The 17,391-nt window shown below is 75.5% G+C and carries 18 protein-coding genes; 7 read left to right on the top strand and 11 right to left on the bottom strand.

From position 1 onward, the window contains the following. Positions 1-17: 17 nt before the first annotated feature. The 3 genes from ACI79B_RS08875 to ACI79B_RS08865 form a co-directional block, all read right to left on the bottom strand. Complete coding sequence (locus ACI79B_RS08875) at positions 18-1,085, bottom strand: ABC transporter ATP-binding protein (protein ID WP_456926916.1); 1,068 nt, start codon at positions 1,083-1,085, stop codon at positions 18-20. Next, the gene (locus ACI79B_RS08870) at positions 1,082-2,584 is read right to left on the bottom strand and encodes an ABC transporter permease (RefSeq protein WP_456926915.1); all 1,503 of its coding nucleotides are present in this window, start codon (positions 2,582-2,584) and stop codon (positions 1,082-1,084) included. Before ACI79B_RS08870 ends, ACI79B_RS08875 begins: the two co-directional genes overlap by 4 nt. Positions 2,585-2,682: 98 nt before the next feature. Further along, on the bottom strand, positions 2,683-3,705 hold the full coding sequence (locus ACI79B_RS08865) for an iron ABC transporter substrate-binding protein (protein ID WP_456926914.1): 1,023 nt from the start codon (positions 3,703-3,705) through the stop codon (positions 2,683-2,685). Positions 3,706-3,875: 170 nt separating this feature from the next. On the opposite strand from ACI79B_RS08865, the gene ACI79B_RS08860 reads away from it, so the two are divergent. The 3 genes from ACI79B_RS08860 to ACI79B_RS08850 are packed head-to-tail and all read left to right on the top strand — an operon-like array spanning position 3,876 to position 6,236. Next, a complete protein-coding gene (locus ACI79B_RS08860; RefSeq protein WP_456926913.1) occupies positions 3,876-4,910 on the top strand; it encodes an ATP-binding cassette domain-containing protein in 1,035 nt (344 codons plus the stop codon). Next, the gene (locus tag ACI79B_RS08855) at positions 4,907-5,770 is read left to right on the top strand and encodes an ABC transporter permease (RefSeq protein WP_456926912.1); all 864 of its coding nucleotides are present in this window, start codon (positions 4,907-4,909) and stop codon (positions 5,768-5,770) included. The genes ACI79B_RS08860 and ACI79B_RS08855 overlap by 4 nt, the downstream gene beginning before the upstream one ends. A 19-nt stretch (positions 5,771-5,789) precedes the next feature. Then, the gene (locus ACI79B_RS08850; RefSeq protein WP_456926911.1) at positions 5,790-6,236 is read left to right on the top strand and encodes a GNAT family N-acetyltransferase; all 447 of its coding nucleotides are present in this window, start codon (positions 5,790-5,792) and stop codon (positions 6,234-6,236) included. 7 nt (positions 6,237-6,243) lie between these two features. On the opposite strand, the gene ACI79B_RS08845 is transcribed toward ACI79B_RS08850, so the two are convergent. Continuing rightward, positions 6,244-6,798 carry a DM13 domain-containing protein gene (locus ACI79B_RS08845; RefSeq protein ID WP_456926910.1) on the bottom strand — a complete coding sequence of 185 codons (555 nt, stop codon included), beginning with the start codon at positions 6,796-6,798 and terminating at the stop codon, positions 6,244-6,246. Between the two features lie 81 nt (positions 6,799-6,879). On the opposite strand from ACI79B_RS08845, the gene ACI79B_RS08840 reads away from it, so the two are divergent. Next, positions 6,880-7,263, top strand: coding sequence for a PaaI family thioesterase (locus tag ACI79B_RS08840; RefSeq protein ID WP_456926909.1), 384 nt, complete (start codon positions 6,880-6,882; stop codon positions 7,261-7,263). A 58-nt stretch (positions 7,264-7,321) separates the two neighbouring features. Here the strand turns inward: ACI79B_RS08840 and ACI79B_RS08835 are convergent, their stop codons facing one another. Together ACI79B_RS08835 and ACI79B_RS08830 are read right to left on the bottom strand one after the other, a co-directional pair. Then, a complete protein-coding gene (locus tag ACI79B_RS08835) occupies positions 7,322-8,014 on the bottom strand; it encodes an LppU/SCO3897 family protein (protein ID WP_456926908.1) in 693 nt (230 codons plus the stop codon). Positions 8,015-8,128: 114 nt separating this feature from the next. Then, positions 8,129-8,380, bottom strand: a complete 252-nt coding sequence (locus tag ACI79B_RS08830) for a hypothetical protein (protein ID WP_456926907.1) — start codon at positions 8,378-8,380, stop codon at positions 8,129-8,131. Positions 8,381-8,500: 120 nt separating this feature from the next. Between ACI79B_RS08830 and ACI79B_RS08825 the strand changes: the two genes are divergently transcribed. Then, positions 8,501-8,782 carry a DUF427 domain-containing protein gene (locus ACI79B_RS08825; protein WP_456926906.1) on the top strand — a complete coding sequence of 94 codons (282 nt, stop codon included), beginning with the start codon at positions 8,501-8,503 and terminating at the stop codon, positions 8,780-8,782. A gap of 48 nt (positions 8,783-8,830) precedes the next feature. Here the strand turns inward: ACI79B_RS08825 and ACI79B_RS08820 are convergent, their stop codons facing one another. From ACI79B_RS08820 to ACI79B_RS08810, 3 genes are all read right to left on the bottom strand, one after another. Further along, complete coding sequence (locus tag ACI79B_RS08820) at positions 8,831-9,256, bottom strand: hypothetical protein (RefSeq protein ID WP_456926905.1); 426 nt, start codon at positions 9,254-9,256, stop codon at positions 8,831-8,833. Positions 9,257-9,377: 121 nt separating this feature from the next. Beyond that, positions 9,378-10,358 carry a ferritin-like domain-containing protein gene (locus tag ACI79B_RS08815; protein ID WP_456926904.1) on the bottom strand — a complete coding sequence of 327 codons (981 nt, stop codon included), beginning with the start codon at positions 10,356-10,358 and terminating at the stop codon, positions 9,378-9,380. 100 nt (positions 10,359-10,458) lie between these two features. After that, on the bottom strand, positions 10,459-11,190 hold the full coding sequence (locus ACI79B_RS08810; protein ID WP_456926903.1) for a TetR/AcrR family transcriptional regulator: 732 nt from the start codon (positions 11,188-11,190) through the stop codon (positions 10,459-10,461). 103 nt (positions 11,191-11,293) lie between these two features. Here ACI79B_RS08810 and ACI79B_RS08805 point away from each other — a divergent pair, with 103 nt between their 5' ends. Continuing rightward, entirely contained in the window at positions 11,294-13,489 is a 2,196-nt protein-coding gene (locus ACI79B_RS08805; protein WP_456926902.1) for an MMPL family transporter, read from the top strand. A gap of 51 nt (positions 13,490-13,540) precedes the next feature. Here ACI79B_RS08805 and ACI79B_RS08800 read toward each other — a convergent pair whose 3' ends face one another. Together ACI79B_RS08800 and ACI79B_RS08795 are read right to left on the bottom strand one after the other, a co-directional pair. Next, positions 13,541-13,681 (bottom strand): hypothetical protein, encoded by a 141-nt coding sequence (locus ACI79B_RS08800; RefSeq protein WP_387988812.1) that lies wholly within the window; start codon positions 13,679-13,681, stop codon positions 13,541-13,543. 605 nt (positions 13,682-14,286) lie between these two features. Next, positions 14,287-16,452 carry a TerD family protein gene (locus ACI79B_RS08795; RefSeq protein WP_456926901.1) on the bottom strand — a complete coding sequence of 722 codons (2,166 nt, stop codon included), beginning with the start codon at positions 16,450-16,452 and terminating at the stop codon, positions 14,287-14,289. A gap of 213 nt (positions 16,453-16,665) precedes the next feature. Between ACI79B_RS08795 and ACI79B_RS08790 the strand changes: the two genes are divergently transcribed. Then, positions 16,666-17,166 (top strand): TerD family protein, encoded by a 501-nt coding sequence (locus ACI79B_RS08790; RefSeq protein WP_456926900.1) that lies wholly within the window; start codon positions 16,666-16,668, stop codon positions 17,164-17,166. Positions 17,167-17,391 lie beyond the last annotated feature (225 nt).

Here is a 17,391-nt window from a genome sequence, read left to right as displayed (position 1 = left end):
ACAGCAGACGTCCAGGGTCAGGCGGGCGCCGGGGCCTGCTCGCGCGACGGCGAGGGCGGGATCCGGTCCGCCGGGAACGGCGCTGCCGGGCCGTGCACGGTGACGGTCACCTCCGCGCCGGGGAGCGGCAGGTCCCCGCCCTCGGTGCGCGCGCTCACCCGCCGGCCCGAGGGCAGCTCCAGCTCGACGCGGGCGTCGTGGCCGTAGAAGTCGACGCCGCGCACCCGGGCGCCCGGACCGGCCGTCAGCCGCAGCTGCTCGGGCCGCAGCATCACCCGGACCGGGCCGTCCGGACAGGGCCGGCCCAGCGCCAGCTCACCGAGCTCGGAGGCCACGCGGCCCCCCGCGGCGACGCCGTCGAGCACCACGGCCTCCCCGACGAAGGCGGCCACGTCCAGGTCGCGCGGCTCGCGGTAGAGCGTGCGCGGATCGGCCAGCTGGGCGAGCGTCCCGCCGCGCAGGACCGCCACCTGGTCGGCGGTCGACAGCGCCTCGGCCTGGTCGTGCGTGACCAGCACGGCGGTCGCGCCGGTGGCTCGCAGCGCCTCGACGACGGCCCGCCGGGTGTCCTCCCGCAGCGCGGCGTCGAGGGACGAGAACGGCTCGTCGAGCAGCACCAGCGACGGCTCGGGCGCCAGGGCCCGGGCCAGCGCCACCCGCTGCTGCTGGCCGCCGGAGAGCTGGTGCGGCGCGCGGTCGGCGAGCGCGGCGTCGAGGCCGACGAGGGCCAGCAGCCCGGCGATCCGCGTCCGGTCGCGGCGCAGCCGGCGGGGCAGGCCGAAGGCGACGTTGCCCGCCACGCTCAGGTGCGGGAACAGCCCGCCCTCCTGCGGGACGAAGCCGATGCCGCGCCGGCGGGCGGGCACCCCCTGGCCTGCGCCGGCCACCACGCGGCCGCCGAGCTCGACGGTGCCGGCGTCGGGGTCGTCGAACCCGGCGACGATGCGCAGCAGCGTCGTCTTCCCGCAGCCGGAGGGGCCCAGCAGCGCGGTCATCGTCCCGGTGGGGACGTGCAGGTCCACCCCGGTGAGCACGGGGGTGCGGCCGTAGGACTTCGCCAGGCCGGTGACGGTCAGCGCGCTCATGTGGTCAGACCTCGTCGGACGTCTCGGGAGAGCAGCACCGTGGCCGGTGCCGAGAGCAGGACCATGACGACGGCGTAGGGCGCGGCGGCGCCGTACTCCAGCGCGCTGCTGGCCGACCAGAACGCCGTCGCCAGCGTCTCGGTGCCGGTCGGGGCCAGCAGCAGCGTGGCGGTGAGCTCGGTGACGACCGCGAGGAACACCAGCGCCGCGCCCGCGCCGATCCCGGGGGCCAGCAGCGGGAGGGTCACCCGCCACAGCCGGGCGGGCGCCGAGACGCCCAGGGAGGCCGCGACGTCGTCGTGCACCGGCGGTGACTGCTCCACCGCCGCGCGCACCGTGACGATCGCCCGGGGCAGGAAGAGGATCGCGTAGGCGGCCAGCAGCACCGGGACGGTCTGGTAGACCGCCGGCAGCACCCGGATGCTCACCGTGACCAGCGCCAGCGCGACGACGATCGCCGGCACGGCGCTGCCCAGGTAGGTGGTGCGCTCGAGCAGGGTGGCCAGCGGCCCGCGGCGGCGCACCGCGAGCCAGCCGGTCGGCAGGGCGAGTGCGGTGGTGACGGCCGCGGCCGCGGTGGCCAGCGCGAGCGTCGTGCCGGTGGTGGTGGCCAGGGCCGCCCAGTCGACCCGTGCCGAGGTGCCGGTGAGGAACCAGGACACCAGCGCGGCGACGGGGACGACCAGCGAGAGCCCCACCACCGCGGCGAGGACCAGCAGCGCCGGCCAGGTGAGCAGCCCGAGCCGGACCGGGCGCGGCCGGCGAGCGACGCCGGCCCCGGTGCGTGCGTAGCCGCGGGCGCCGCGCAGCCGGATCTCGGCGACCAGCAGCACCAGGCACAGCAGCACGAGGACGCCGGCGAGCACGGTGGCGGCCGGCCCGTTGAAGGTGGCGCGGTACTGGTCGTAGACCGCCGTGGTGAAGGTCGGGTAGCGGAGCATCGCCAGGGCGCCGAACTCGGCCAGCACGTGCAGGGCGACGAGCAGCGCCCCGCCGAGCACCGCGACCCGCAACTGGGGCAGCTGCACCCGCCGGAACACCGCCCAGCCCGACAGGCCCAGGCCCCGCGCGGTCTCCTCCAGTGCCGGGTCGGTGCCGCGGAGGGCGGCGACCGCGGGCAGGTACACGAACGGGAAGTAGGCGAGCGAGACGACCAGCAGCGCGCCGCCGTACGTGTCGAGCCCGGGCAGCAGGGAGATCCACGCCGAGCTGGTGACGAACGCCGGCAGGGCCAGCGGCGCGACCATCAGCACGTGCCACACCCGGCGTCCGGGCAGGGAGGTGCGCTCCACCAGCCAGGCCGCTCCCACGCCGAGCACGACGCAGACCACCACCGTGCCGGCGACCAGCCGGAGGGTGTTGCCCAGCAGGTCGGCCACGCGGCGCCGGAACAGCAGCTCCGCGACGCCGCTCCAGCCGACCTCCACGACGGCCACCGCGATGTGCGCCAGGGGCAGCAGCGCGAGCGCCGCCACGGCCACGGCCAGCGCCACCGTCACCGGCGCGCGCCGGGCCCGGGGCGCGCGACGGCCCCGCGACGCCGGAGGGGTGGGCGTCGCGGGGCGCGGACGGGCCGGGGCCGGAGCCGGGGAGGTGCTCAGAGCAGGCCCACCTCCTGCATGAGCTCGGTGACCCGCTCCTGGTCGAGGGAGCCGGGGTCGACCGCGGGCGCGTCGAGGGTGTCCAGCGGGGGCAGCGCCTCGGCGGAGGCGACCCCGGTGCCGACCGCGTACTCCAGGGCGGTGCTCTCGGCCAGCCGCTCCTGCGCCTCCCGTCCGGTCAGCCAGGCGACCAGCCGCTGGGCGTCCTCGGGCTGGTCGGAGGAGGCGAGGACGCCGGCCCCGGAGACGCTGAGGAAGGCGCCCGGGTCCTGCCCGCCGAAGAAGTGCAGCCGGGCGTCGTCGCCCTTGAGGCCGCCCTCGGCCTGGTCGCGGTACCAGTAGTAGTGGTACATGACGCCGGCGTCGATCTCGCCCTCGTCGGCGGCCACCATGACGGCGGTGTTGCTCTGGTAGACGCCGGCGTTGCGCTCGAGCCCCTCCAGCCACGCCCGGGTGGCGTCCTCGCCGCGCAGCGCCAGCACCGCGGCGACGATCGCCTGGAAGTCCGCACCGCCGGCCGCGATGCCGATGCGGCCGGCCCACGCCGGGTCGGCCAGGTCCAGGATCGACGCCGGCAGCTGGTCCTCCGGCAGCGCGGTGGGGTCGTACACCAGCACGGTCGAGCGGGCGGCGAAGCCGGTCCAGGTCCCCGAGGACGGCCGGAACCGCTCGCCGACCTGGTCGAGCGTGGCCCGGTCCAGCGGCGCGAGCAGCCCCTCCCGGTCGAGGACGGCGACCGAGGGGCTGTTCTCGGTGAGGAAGACGTCGGCGGGCGAGGCGTCGCCCTCCTGCACGATCTGGTTGGCCAGCTCCGCGTCGTTGCCGTCGCGGAACTCCACCTCGATGCCGGTCTCCTCGGTGAAGCCCTCGAGCATCGTGCGCACCAGGCTCTCGTGCTGGGCGCTGTACACCGTGAGCGTCTCCGCGTCCGACGCACCGGCGCTCCCGCAGGCGGCCAGCGCGCCGGACAGGCAGACGGCGGTCAGAACGGCGGCGGTCGCCCGCCCGGGCGTGGTCACGGGTCCTCCAGGAGACGTGCACGGCTGATCTCGACAGCCAGGGTAGGCACACCTAACCAGAAGCGCCGACGAGGCCGGGGACCGATGAGTCCGCGCCCCCTGCCCGGTCAAGGCGTCAGACCCGCGCGGGACCGTGCGGGCACCCGACTCGGGAGCAGGGGGTGGGGCACGTGACGGCGTACGTCGGTGATGCGGCGCCGGCCGGTGGGCAGGCGGCCGGGGGCGACGGGGTCCCGGCGATCGAGGCCGTGGGGCTGGTCAAGCGGTTCGGCACCACGACGGCGGTCGCCGGGGTCGACCTGCTGATCCCGCAGGGCGGCGTCCACGGCTTCCTGGGCCCCAACGGGGCCGGCAAGACGACGACGATCCGGATGCTGGCGACCCTGCTCCCGCCCGACGGCGGCACCGCCCGGGTGTTCGGCCACGACGTCGTCACCGACGCCGACGCCGTCCGCGCTCGGGTGAGCCTGACCGGCCAGTTCGCCTCCCTGGACGAGGTGCTCAGCGGCGCGGAGAACCTGCTGCTGCTCGCCCGGCTGCTCGGCTACTCGCGGGCCGCCGCCCGCCAGCGCACCGACCAGCTGCTGTCGGCGTTCGGTCTCACCGAGGCCGCGGGCAAGCAGGTGAAGAACTACTCCGGCGGCATGCGGCGGCGGATCGACATCGCCGCGAGCATCGTCGTCCGGCCCGACCTGATCTTCCTCGACGAGCCGACCACCGGCCTGGACCCGCGCAGCCGCACCCAGGTGTGGGACGTCGTGCGGGCCCTGGTCCGCGGCGGGACGACGGTGCTGCTCACCACCCAGTACCTCGACGAGGCCGACCAGCTCGCCGACCGCATCTCCGTCATCGACGCCGGCCGTGTCATCGCCGAGGGCACGCCGGGCGCGCTGAAAGCGTCGGTGGGGTCGGGCACGCTGAACGTGCGGGTCGGCGACCCGGCCCGCCGGGGGGCGGCCCGCGAGCTGCTCGAGCGGGTGCTGGCCGTGCCGGTGACCGAGGACGGCGACCCGGCGGCCCTCACCGCCTCCGTGCCCGACGCCGGGCCGGCCGCCCGGGCGCTCACCGAGCTGGAGGCCGCCGGCATCCCGCTGGCCCAGTTCGCCCTCGGGCAGCCGAGCCTCGACGAGGTCTTCCTCGCCCTGACCGGCCGGCCCGCCGGGACCGCCGCTCCGTCCGCCCCCGATCCGGAGGACCCGCGATGACCACCCTCGACAGCCCGCCGGCCACGACCGCCCCCGCCGAGGTCGCGGCCCCGGACACCGACGCGGTCCTCGCCGCCCTCGGCTCGGGGGAGCGCCCGCGGCCGCAGAGGCCGCTGGCGGCGTCGGCGACCTTCGGCCGGCGCACGCTGCTGCGGATCAAGTACGTCCCCGAGCAGCTGTTCGACGTCACCGTCTTCCCGGTGATGCTCACGCTGATCTTCACGTACCTGTTCGGCGGCGCCCTGGCCGGCTCGGTCGACCGCTACCTGCAGTTCTTCCTGCCCGGGATCCTCGTGCAGAGCATCCTCATGATCACGATGTACACCGGGGTGGCGCTCAACACAGACATCGAGAAGGGCGTCTTCGACCGCATCCGCTCGCTGCCGGTCTGGCGGCCCAGCGCGCTGGTCGGCGCGCTGCTCGGCGACGTCGTCCGGTTCACCCTCGCCTCGGCGGTGGTCATCGGCCTGGGCCTCGCGCTCGGGTTCCGGCCGCGGGGCGGGCCGGGCGGGGTGCTCGCGGCCGTGGCGCTGCTGCTGGTGTTCGCCTTCGCGCTCGGCTGGATCTGGACCTACCTCGCGCTGGTCGTGCGCACGCCGAACGCGGTCATGGGCTGGAGCATGCTGGTCATCACGCCGCTGACGTTCGGCAGCAACATCTTCGTCGACCCCGCCACGATGCCGGGCTGGCTGGAGGCCGTGGTCGAGGTCAACCCGGTCAGCCACCTGGTCAGCGCGGTGCGCGGGCTGGTGCACGGCGCGGTCGCCGGCTCCGACGTCGTCCTCGTGCTGGTGTGGGCGGCCGCGCTGGTCGCCGTCCTCGGCCCGCTGACGATGCGCCGCTACCGCACCCGGAACTGACGTCGGCTACAACGGGGAGGTGCCCGCCTCGCAGCCGACCCTCCGCACCGCCCCCTTCGCCGAGCTCACCCCGTTCGAGGTCTACGCCCTCTGCCGGTTGCGGGTCGACGTCTTCGTCGTCGAGCAGGAGTGCCCGTACCCCGAGCTCGACGGCCGGGACACCGAGCCGGCCACGCGGCACCTGTGGTTCGAGGAGGACGGCGAGGTGCTGGCCACCATCCGCGTCCTCGACGACGGCGCGACCCGGGCGATCGGCCGGGTCGCCACCGCCGCCACCGCGCGCGGGCGGGGGCTGGCCGCGCGGCTGATCGAGGCCGGGATCGAGCTGTGCGACGGCGCCCCGATCACGCTGGGCGCACAGGCGCACCTGCAGGGCTGGTACGAGCGCTTCGGCTTCCGGCTCAGCGGCCCCGGCTACGTCGAGGACGGGATCCCGCACGTGCCGATGCGCCGCGAGCCGGCCTGACCCGCGCTCAGGCCGCCGTCGCCGGCCCCAGGTCGGCGGCGCCGAACGCGGCGTCGAACCGGTCGCACCAGATGACGACGCTCGTCCAGCCGGTCGCGTCGACCCCCGCGGGCACGGCGTAGTTCTGGTCGCCGACGTTGCCCTTGAGCGGCCCGAGGTCGACGAACTCCTCGTCGAAGGCGGCCTCCTCGCCGGTGGCCGGGTTCTGCGACAGGTACACGTACAGCGCCGGGCCGTTGGAGGTCTCGAAGCCCTCCAGCCGGACGACGACCTGCCCGTCGGGGAGCCGCACGACCCGCGCGGTGCCGACGGTCTCGTGCTCGCGGGAGACGAACGTGCCGGAGGCGAGGTCGACCGGCCCGGGCGGCGCCACGGTGATCACCGCTCCCCCGCCGTCGCCGGTCTCCGGGGTCTCCTCCGCGGCCGCCGACGGCAGGCTCTCGTCCACCCGCTCGTCGTAGAAGAGCTTCTGCGGCTGGAACCAGACGAGCGTGACGGCGGCCAGCGCCACCACCACGACCGCCGCCGCCAGCCAGATCCCGGTCCTCCGCCGCGTCGACACGGCGGCGGACCCTAGCCGTGGGTGTGCCGCCCGTGGGGTTCCGCGAGCGTGGCTGTCCGGCGGGCGGGTACCGCGCGTCGCATGGCAGACGACGGGATCCCCGGCGGGTTCGCCGGACGCCTCGGGGCGACGGTGCAGGACGCCGCCGACGGCGCCGCGACGCTGGCGTTCGAGGTCCGCGACGAGCACCTGAACCCGGCGGGCACGCTGCACGGCGGCGTCGTCGCGACGCTGGTGGACACGGTCATGGGCCAGGCGGTGCGCAGCACGACCGGCGACGGCGAGGTGCCCGCGACCAGCCAGCTCACCGTCACCTACCTGCGCCCGGGGAGGCCCGGCCCGCTCGAGGTGCGCGGGCGGGTGCGCACCCGCGGCGAGCACCTGACCATCTGCGAGGCCGACGTCGAGCAGGAGGGGAAGGCGCTGGCCCACGCCGTCGCGACGTTCGCCCTGCTCGAGCGCTGAGAACGCGCGAGCGCCCCGCCGGCCGGGCCGGCGGGGCGCTCGTCGTGTGCAGGCCGGATCAGGCGACCGGCTCGAGGCAGTAGACCGTGCCCTCGTCGCCGGTGCTGCCGTACCAGAGGGCGTCGGTGGCCGAGGCGAAGTCGATGCAGGTGTCGGGGTCGGCGAGGTACTCGCTCTCCGTCTGCTCCTCCTCCTCGATGCCGACCACCCGCAGCTCGGCCGCCGAGTCGTCGCAGTCGACGACGTCGACGTCCGTGCCGCTGGTGCGCTGCACGCAGTCGCCGACCTCGGGGGCGCCGAAGTCGATGAAGCGGAACGCGGCGAGGCCGCCGGCGACGGCGACCGCGGCGACGACGCTGCCGATCTTCTTGCCCTTGCCGGGCTTGCCGGCCGGCGCGGGGCCGCCGAAGGGCCCCGGCTGACCGGGCTGGCCGGGACCGAACTGCCCCGGGGCGCCGGGCTGGCCGAACGCGGGCTGACCGGGCTGCGGCTGACCGGGCTGCGGCTGACCGGGCTGCGGCTGACCGGGCTGCGGCTGACCGAACGCCGGCTGACCGAACGCCGGCTGACCGGGCTGGCCGTACCCCTGCTGGCCGGGCTGGGGCTGACCCCACGCGCCGGGCTGCCCGGGCTGGTCACCGGCGGGCGGCTGCCAGCTCCCCGGCTGCGGGGTGTCCTGCGGCGGAACGGGCCGGCCGGGCTGCGGGCCCCCTGCCGGCGGCGGGGTGCCGGGCTGTCCCGGGTTCGTCATCACGTGCTCCTCGGTGCTCCGACCGGCGCCGGGATGGCACGCGGTCCGACGGGCACCCTCACACACGGCGAACGCGCAGGTCAGGAGGACGCGCCGCAGCCTCCCCCGCGCGGGTCAGGTCGGAAGCGGGGCCGGGAGGGGGTCGTCGAGCACCACGCTGACGCTCGCCGGGGCGCCGGCCGGGTCGTCCTCGTACACCTCGTCGTCGTCCCCCGTGCCGCACTGGCTGACCAGGAGGATGAAGGCGAACACCAGGACGATCAGGCCGAGGAAGGTCCCGAGGAGCACCGCCCGGCCGCGCTTGGGCCGCGGCTGCATGCCCCGCCGCGGGTCGTCGGGGTCGGGCGGGCGGGCGGCCTGGGACATGGGCGGGCTCCTCGTGCAGGACGGACGGGGCCGCGTGTGCTGCGCCCTCTCTCCCCACACATGCCCAGCGCGCCCGCCGGTACGCCTGCGGGGCACGGCGGCGGGCGGCACGATCGCCGCATGACCACAGCCACGTGGAACGGGACCGTCATCGCCGAGTCCGACGACATCGTCACCGTCGAGGGCAACGCCTACTTCCCGCGTGAGTCGGTGCGCGCGGACGTGCTGCGCCCGTCGTCGACGCACACCACCTGCCCGTGGAAGGGCCGGGCGTCCTACTTCTCCCTCGAGGTCGACGGGCAGACCAACCCCGACGCGGCCTGGTACTACCCCGAGCCCAGGGACGCGGCGAGGGAGATCACCGGCCGGGTGGCCTTCTGGCGGGGCGTCGAGGTCCGCTGAACGACGAGGGCCCGGCCGCCGCGGCGGCCGGGCCCTCGCGTCGGTCCGTCACGAGCTGGGGCGTCCACCGGCGAGCTCGCGGGCGGAGGCGGCCTCGTCGGGCGCGAGGGCGGCGCTGCGCTCCTGGCGCTCGATGGCCCGGTGGTAGGCCTCCCAGGCCTCGTCCGGGGAGACGCCCAGCGCCGTGGCGATCTGCTCCCAGCTCGCCCCGCCACGCAGCGCGGCGCGGAAGCCGGTCAGCTGGCTGTCGTGGGCCTTGCGGGCGATGACCTCGCCGAGCGCGAGGATCTCCAGGGACTCCGGCACGTCGAGGGAGGTCTGCTGGCTCAGCAGCGAGGTCCAGTCGTCGTCGTCCCGGTCCCGGACGGTGTTGAGAGTCGTCGCCCCGGAGTCCCGCCGGCTGAGGAAGTCGAGGCGGGTGGCGGCCGTCTGGAGCGAGAACTCCTGCTCCAGGGCCTCGGGAGTGATCTGCATGCCCCCCACCTTCCCCGAGGAGGCGGACGGTCGCGACCCGCTGCGACGCGGATCTCCCCCGGTCGGCGGAGGGCCCGCACCCAGGGTGGGTGCGGGCCCTCCGGAGCGTGTCAGCCGGGCGTCACTCGTCCTCGACGCCCACGGCCTCCTTGGCCACCGCGGCCAGCGCCACCTGCGCGGCACTGATCACGTCCGGCCGGTTCTTGTGCGTCTCCTCGTACCGGATGAGCACGTTGATCTGGCGCGGGTCGCGCAGGGCCTTGGCGGCCTCGGCGGCGTCCGGGGTCGACATCGAGTCGAAGCCCTTGACGGGCAGCTCGTCGGCGGAGACGTCGCCGAGCTCCTCGCGGGCGGCCCGGGCGGCGTCGGCGGCCTCGCGGTTGCCCTCCCGGCCGGCGACCCGCTCGGCCCGGCGCAGCGCGGCGCTCCGGCCGGCCCCCAGGGTCTCGCGGACGGCGCCGGCCAGGCCGCTCGCCCTGTCCGCGGCCTGCCCGAGCTCCTCGCCCATCTTCTGCCGCCGCTGCTCGGCGGTGTCGAGCGCCCCGTTCACCCGGTTGGCGACGAAGCGGTACGGCGCGACGACGGCCCGGCTGGCGGCGCCGGCGACCTGCTGGAACGGGGTGGGCCGCAGCGCGGCGGGGCCGCCCAGCGCCTCCTCGGCCAGCACGACGCGCAGCCAGTCGACGGTCGCCTCGTGGGCGGTGACCAGGCCCTCGGCGAGCCGCACGACCTCCTCCAGGCCGGCCTTCTGGCCGAGCACCTTGAGGTAGAGGGCGCGGTCGAGCAGCTGGTGCTCGAGGGTGAGGTCCTGCAGCAGCGCCTCCTCGATGGGCGCGGCCTGCTCGAAGGTGGCCTTGAGGAGGGCGGCCAGCCGGCCGAGGGCCGGGGTGACGACGTCGGGCACGCCGCCGAGGTCGCGCAGCACGGCGGTGGTGAGGCGGGTGCGCTCGGCGGCGTTGTCGGCGTTCTGGGTCAGCTCGCGGCGGACGGCGTCGGTCCGGGCCTGCAGCACCCGGGTGCGGGCGATCTGCTCCTCGGTCTGGCTGAGCAGGACGAGCGCACGGAGCTGGTTGACGATCTTGGCGTTCTCGTTGTCGGTCACGGCGGGGACTCCAACGATCGGGGACGACCTGACGCCCCCTTCCTGCCCCGCCACCGGGTACTGCTAACAACAGCAAGCGGATTGCTAGCAGTGAGCTGGGTCACGTAGCCGGCGGCACCCACTCGGCCGAGATGCCGAGCTGCTCCCCGATCGCCCGCATCTCCGCCTCGAACAGCGGCGCGGCGTCCATCAGGGCGAACTTGAGGTGCCCGAACACCTCCATGCAGACCAGCCCGTACAGCCGCACCCAGCAGGAGAGGAAGACCGCCATCACGCCCAGCGGCAGCTCGACCGGGAGCTTCGCGCACCACGCGCGCAACTGCTCCTCGAAGTCGGGGGCGAGATCGGCGTCGGCCGGGACCGGGAACGGCCGCCGGAGGTACACGGCCGCCAGGAGGGCGGCGAAGACCCCGCCGAAGCGGCGGGCGGCGACCGCGGCCGGCCCCTCGCCGGTCTCGTCCGGGACGACGCCGTCGGCCGCGGAGCCGAAGAGCAGCCCGAACTCGGCCGGGTGGCCGACCGCCCACGCGCGGAAGGCGCGCGCCGTGACCAGCAGCTGCGCGCCGGGCCGGGGCGGGACGACGGCGTCGCGGGCGGCCTCCAGGTGGTCGCACAGCTCGTCGTAGAGGTCGGCCACCACGTGCTCGACGAGCTCCTCGCGGCTGGCGTAGTAGCGGTACAGCGCCGGCGCGGTCAGCCCGACCTCGCGGGCGATCGCCCGCAGCGCCAGCCCGTCCGGCCCGTGCTCGACCAGCACGCGGCGGGCCGCACTCCGGATGTCACGCAGCGTCTCGGCGCGCAGCCGCTCGCGCCTGCTCACCGGCTCCGCCACGGCCGACCACCTCCCGGGGTTGACGTCAGTGAACGGCGTATGCAGAGTTATCGCCGTTCGCTAACGCTGTTCACCCAGCTTACCGGGAGAGGGAGGGGCTGCCGTGTTCGAGGCCCTCGGCCGAGTGGTGTACCGACGGCGACGGTGGGTGCTGGCGCTCAGCGCCGTCGCCGTCGTCGTCGCGGGTGTGTGGGGCACGGGCGTCTTCGGCCGGCTGACCAGCGGCGGCTTCGAGGACCCGGGCAGCGAGAGCGCCCGGGCCGCCGAGCTGGCGGTCCGCGAGCTGGGCCGCGACGCCTCCGACGTCGTCGTCCTGTACCGCAGCGACGGCCTCACCGTCGACGACCCGGCCTACCGGGACGCGGTCGCCGCGTCCCTGACCGCGCTCCCCGACGGCGTGGTCGAGCGGGCCACGACCTGGTTCGACACCGGCGCCGAGCCGCTGGTGAGCGAGGACCGCCGGTCCACCTACGCCGTGCTGCAGCTGGCCGGGGACGCCGACGCGCGCACCGACGCCGTCGACGTCGTCGAGGAGGAGCTGTCCGCGCCGGGCCTGGAGACGTCGATCGGCGGCGCGACCACGGTCGAGCGCGACATCAACGAGCGGGTCAGCGCCGACATCGCCCGCGCCGAGATGATCTCGCTGCCGGTGCTGGCGGTGCTGCTCGTCGTCGTGTTCGGCAGCCTGGCCGCCGCGAGCCTGCCGCTGGCCATCGGCGTCACCGCGATCCTCGGGGCGTTCACCGCGCTGCGGGCGGTCAGCCTGTTCACCGAGGTGTCGGTGTTCGCCGTCAACATCGTGACGATCCTCGGGCTGGGGCTGGCGATCGACTACGGCCTGTTCGTGGTCAGCCGGTTCCGCGAGGAGGTGCGCCGGCAGGCGACGGTGGAGGACGCGCTGGCCCGCACGATGGCGACGGCGGGCCGCACGGTCGCCGTCTCCGGGATCACCGTGGCGCTGTCGCTGGCCGGGCTGGTGGTGTTCCCGCAGGTGTTCCTCCGCTCGATGGGCTTCGGCGGGGTGAGCGCGGTGCTGGTCGCCATGCTCGCCGCGCTGACCCTGCTGCCCGCGCTGCTGGCGGTCCTCGGGACCCGGGTGGACGCGCTGGCGGTGCCGTGGCGCCGGCGGGTGCGGGACCCGGAGCCCGGCCGCGGCGCGTGGGAGCGGATCGCCCGCGGCGTCATGCGCCGGCCGGTGCTGGTGACCGTCGCCGTCGTCGGGCTGCTGCTGGTGCTCGCGCTGCCGTTCCTGCGGGTGCAGTTCGGCGCCATCGACGTCCGCGCGCTGCCCGCCGGCACGGAGAGCCGGGTGGTGGCCGAGACGATCGACCGGGACTTCCCGCCCGCCCCGTCGGGCCCGGTGACCGCCGTGGTCGGCCTGGCCGACCCGGTCGACTCCCCCGCCGGCGCCGCCGCGCTCGAGGGCTACGTGGCCGACGTCGCCGCGCTCCCGGAGGTGGACGGCGCGACGGTGACCGGCGCGGCCGGCACGACCGCGCGGGTGTCGGTGGCCTACGACGGCGACCCGGTCGACGCCGACGCCCGCGCGCTGGTCGCCGACGTCCGCGCCGTGCCCGCCCCGCCGGGCGGTGAGGTGCTCGTCGGCGGCGAGAGCGCGGTGATGACCGACCTGCTGGACAGCCTCGGCTCGCTGCTGCCGTGGATGGCGCTGATCGTCGTCTCGGCGACGTTCGTGCTGCTGTTCCTGGCCTTCGGGTCGGTGGTGCTGCCGGTCAAGGCGGTGCTGATGAACGTGCTGTCGCTGGGCGCCTCGTTCGGCGCGCTGGTGTGGGTGTTCCAGGACGGCAACCTGTCCGGCGTCCTGGGCTTCACGCCGACCGGGTTCATCGAGGCGACCCAGCCGATCCTCGTGCTGGCCATCGTGTTCGGGCTGTCGATGGACTACGAGGTCTTCCTCATGTCCCGCATCCGCGAGCAGTACGACCTGACCGGCGACAACACCACCGCCGTCGCCACCGGGCTGCAGCGCACCGGCGGGATCATCACCAGCGCGGCGCTGCTGCTGCTCGTGGTGATCGGGGCGTTCTCCACCTCGGGGATCACCTTCATCAAGATGATCGGCGTCGCGATGGCGATCGCGATCGTGGTGGACGCGACCGTCGTCCGGACCCTGCTGGTGCCGGCGACGATGCGGCTGCTGGGCCGGGCCAACTGGTGGGCGCCGGGGCCGCTGGGCCGGCTCTACGCCCGCTACGGGATCCGCGAGTCCGACGGCGCGGAGCCGGACGCCTCGCCGTCGCCGCGGCCGCGGGTGCCGGAGCCGGCCGGGGTCGGCTGACGTGCGGGTCGCACCGGCTCCGCGGGACCGCCGCGGAGCCGGTGCGGCGTCTCAGCGCGCCGGGGCCGGGGGCACCGGGGGCCGGCGGCGGGTCTCCAGCCGCAGCACCGGCTGGGTCAGCTGCGCCAGCGCGGCGCAGCGGGCGCAGACCGGGCCGGGGTGGGTCTCGGCGGCGCAGGTGTCACACAGCACGCGGGTCTCCTCGCTCGGGAGTCCGTCAGGACTCGGGAGCCAGAAGATGCCACCCACCTGCGACGTCGCGCCCGCCCGTGGGACGGGTGTGACGTCTCGTCAGCGATCCGTCACCGAAGCCGGCGACGACGGCGCGGCGGGACCGCTCCCCCACCCCGGGCGGCGGCGCAGGACGGTGGTCGCGACGGGGCGGGACGTGGGCGCGCAGGCCTGGTCAGGGCCACTGTGCGAGGTGCTCAACGGGACCTCCCGGGACGGTGTCCGCCGAGGATGGCGGCGCCCCGCCCGCGGCGCGAGACCCGGCGCGACGCTGGGACGAGACGTCACACGATCGACCCACCCCGTTCCCCCGTCCGGCACCGTCCGGCCCCCGGGGACGCCGTGCGCCGCGTGTCGACCTGCTGCTGCCCCAGCGGGCCGGAGACCGCAGCAGGTCGACGACGGGCGCTGGGTCAGCCTGCGTCCTCCGTTCTGACGCCGGCGAGTGGTCGCACGTCGGGGTCACCGCACTTCGACGACCCCGACGAGCGACCACTCGGCGCCGGATGTCGACCTGCTGCCGCCTCAGCGGGTGGGAGACAGCAGCAGGTCGACACCCGTTCACGTCAGCCGGCGTCCTCCACGGCCCGGCCCTCGTCCTCCGCCGTGACGCGCGGGGCGACGTCGTCGGGCAGCTGGGGAGCCGGGGCGACCCACGGCCGCAGCGGCTGGACCACCTGGCCGTAGAAGCCCTCGACGGTGCCCGTGACGCTCGGGATGAAGGCCCCGCGCACACCCGACCGCTTGGCGCCCATGGGCTGGGTCCACGTCAGGGTGAAGGTGGAGACCTCCGAACCCGATGAGCCGGTGAGTGCCGCGGGCTTCTCGCGGACGTCGCGCAGCTGTTCGCAGGTCGTCTCCCGGGCGCCGGCGAAGGCGACCTCGATGAGGAGGTCGTCGGGCGCGTCCTTGAGCTGGCGGAGCAGCCAGGAGATGCGCCGCTGGCCGGTGCCCTCCTGTGGCGCCGCCACCCGGGTGCTGACCCGGACCTGGGCGGTCCGCAGGTCGGCCACCACGGTCAGCGGGCCGATGGCTCCCGGGACCTTGACCGTGGCACTCAGGGACCCGGTGGATGCCAGCGCCTCGATCCCGGCCCGCGTCCGGGCGACGGGGTCGGTGGCCAGCTTGCGCGGGAGGACGTGGGTGACGGTGACCCCGAGCTCCGCCGACAGGCGCAGGCTCAGGTGGCGGATGAGCCGGATCCAGGAGTCGACGACGCCGGGCACCTTGCGGTCGTTGGCCCGCAGCGTGCCGGCGGACACCGCCTCGCGGACCGGCACCCAGGACGCACCCATGTCGTCGAAGCCGGCCGCACCCGACCGGGGGTGCTCCAGGTAGCGCACGAATTCCGAGAGGACCCAGGCCTGCAGCGGGTCGTCGACCCCGCGGTGGTCGAGGACCATCTGGGCCTCGTGCAGCACCTCCGCCCACGACAGGTGGAACAGCGCGACCTTGGCCAGCTTGCGGCGGTCGACGACGACCGGGTGCTCCCCCACGCCCGGCGGGATCTCGTTGGAGAGGGTGACCACCGCGTCGAACCCCTGCTGACGGGCGACGTCGAGGTAGTTCTCCACCTGGTCACGGCGGAGCTGCCCGCTGCCGGTCTTGGTCTCCAGCAGGCAGGTCCACACCCTGCTGCCCCGGGCGACCCGGATGACCCCGTCGGGGAACACCGTGGTCTCGCCGCGCGGGAAGCCGACCTCGAGGTAGGTCTCGACCGTCCCGGCCGGTGCTCCGAGCCGGGCGGTGATGCCCCGGCCGAAGGCCCGGACACCCATCATCGTGGCCATGAGCGCCGAGGTGGCGCGCTTTTCCTGCTCCTCCGCGTTGCCGACGCCCGACACCGAGAACAGCCGCGCCGGCTGCCAGGACTCGTCGCCGGCCAGCTTGAGCGCGGGCTTGGTCACCGCGGGCGTCGCCCGCTTGCGGGTCCGCACGCCGCGCGCGGCCGGCGCGGGACGCGGCGCGGCTCCCGAGGCGACCGGCGTGGCGCGGGGTGTGGGCAGGTCGATGACGACGGCCAGCGGCCGGTCCGCGCCGGGGGCCTCGATCTCCTGGACCTCGACCAGTTCCTCGGCGGTCTCGTCGGCGGGTTCGTCCGCCACCGGCTCGTCCTCGACGGGAGGCTCCGGCGCCTCCTCCGCAGGGACCTCGGGGACGGACTCCTCCGCCTGCGGTTCCTTCTCGACCGTGACGCCGAAGCTCTCGGCGAGGCCGGCCAGTCCCGAGTCCCAGCCCTGGCCGACGGCGCGCACCTTCCACGCGCCGTCGCGCCGGTACACCTCACCGAGCACGAGCGCGGCCTCGGCTCCCACGTCACCGACCGCGTAGCCGAACAACGGCACGCCGGTCCCGTCGAGCACCTGCATCCGCAGCCCGGAGAGCCGGCCCAGGGTGCCGGTGCCGACGCTCGCGGTGACCGCGACGCGGACGACGTCCTCGGGCAGCCCCTCCAGGTCCAGCGCGAGACCGGCCTGGACACCGGCGTCCGTGCTGGTCTGGCCGAGGTACTGCACGGTGCCGTCGGGCGAGGCCGGCTGGTTGTAGAAGACGAGGTCGTCGTCGGACCGCACCCGCCCGTCGGCGGCCAGGAGCAACGCCGAGGCGTCGACGTCGGCGTCCTCCTCTTGCTGGTCCCAGGTGACGACGACGCGCAGTCGCAGCACCTCCGGTGGGAGGGCGGCGTTCTGGCCCTTGGACAGTGCGACGGGGACGGCTCCGGCTTCCAGCACGCCGGAAAGCTACGAGCGCCTGCCGACAGGGGGTGGGATTACGGACGCTCCGGTCCCCTCCTGTCGCGCGCCCCTCCTCCACCCCACCTGTCTCACCATCTGACACCAGAGGGTCACGGCGCGTGCGGGATCAGCGACACCGGCTGGTTCCCGACCTACTCTCCCCGAGGCCGGCGCGGAGAGCGCCCGGCACTGCACAGGAGGACGCCGCGCATGACGACCACGCTGGTGCGGGGCGCCAACGCACCGCTGCGCTCGGCAACGCAGCAGCCGACCGCCGAGGTCCGGGTCGAGCTCGCCTGGCGCGGTGCCGGCGTGCCCGCCGTCCTGACCGCGGTCGCCTGCGACGACCGCGGCCGCGCGCTGAGCCCGGCGCACCAGGTCACCTGGCAGCGCCCGACGCCGACCGGCGACCGTGAGCGCTTCGAGGTGCTCGTGGACCTGCGCGCCACCCCGGAGGACGTCGTCAGCGTCGTCCTCGCGCTGGACGCGCCCGGGCCCGGCGCGCGGGCGCTGACCGGACTGACGGCGACGGTGCGCACCGCGTCCGGCGAGCCGCTCGCCGCCTACCCGGTGGAGGACCTTCCCGACGCCCCCGGCCTGCTGGTGACCGAGGTGTACCGCCGTTCGGGCCAGTGGAAGGTCCGCGCGATCGGCCAGGGCCTCGCTCAGGGCCGCGCAGGACTCCTGCGCTCGGTGGGCCTCCCGAGCTGACCGGCACAGACCACGGCCGCGGACGACTTCAGAGGTCGCCGTCAGGGCCGATACCGATACTCGACCGACCCGGACCCCCGTGTGGGGTCCACCGACGGGGGGAACCGATGCTCGTCCCTCGCGTGCCCACAGGCCCGCGGCCGACCGCCGAGGGCGCCGCGTGACCGGCCCCGGTGGGGCCGGCTCCTGGGGGGCGTGGCCGTCCGGACCCACGGGAGGCGCGTC

The organism is Geodermatophilus sp. SYSU D00879 (assembly GCF_054050375.1).
The sequence above is the reverse complement of the archived record's forward strand: the minus strand, read 5'-3'. Positions and strand labels throughout refer to the sequence as shown.

Excerpts from the sequence above, each read along its gene's own strand:
- ACI79B_RS08875 (WP_456926916.1), bottom strand. The coding sequence starts at position 1,085 with ATGAGCGCGCTGACCGTCACCGGCCTGGCGAAGTCCTACGGCCGCACC.
- ACI79B_RS08855 (WP_456926912.1), top strand. The coding sequence starts at position 4,907 with ATGACCACCCTCGACAGCCCGCCGGCCACGACCGCCCCCGCCGAGGTC.
- ACI79B_RS08840 (WP_456926909.1), top strand. The coding sequence starts at position 6,880 with ATGGCAGACGACGGGATCCCCGGCGGGTTCGCCGGACGCCTCGGGGCG.
- ACI79B_RS08835 (WP_456926908.1), bottom strand. The coding sequence starts at position 8,014 with ATGACGAACCCGGGACAGCCCGGCACCCCGCCGCCGGCAGGGGGCCCG.
- ACI79B_RS08830 (WP_456926907.1), bottom strand. The coding sequence starts at position 8,380 with ATGTCCCAGGCCGCCCGCCCGCCCGACCCCGACGACCCGCGGCGGGGC.
- ACI79B_RS08825 (WP_456926906.1), top strand. The coding sequence starts at position 8,501 with ATGACCACAGCCACGTGGAACGGGACCGTCATCGCCGAGTCCGACGAC.
- ACI79B_RS08820 (WP_456926905.1), bottom strand. The coding sequence starts at position 9,256 with ATGCAGATCACTCCCGAGGCCCTGGAGCAGGAGTTCTCGCTCCAGACG.
- ACI79B_RS08790 (WP_456926900.1), top strand. The coding sequence starts at position 16,666 with ATGACGACCACGCTGGTGCGGGGCGCCAACGCACCGCTGCGCTCGGCA.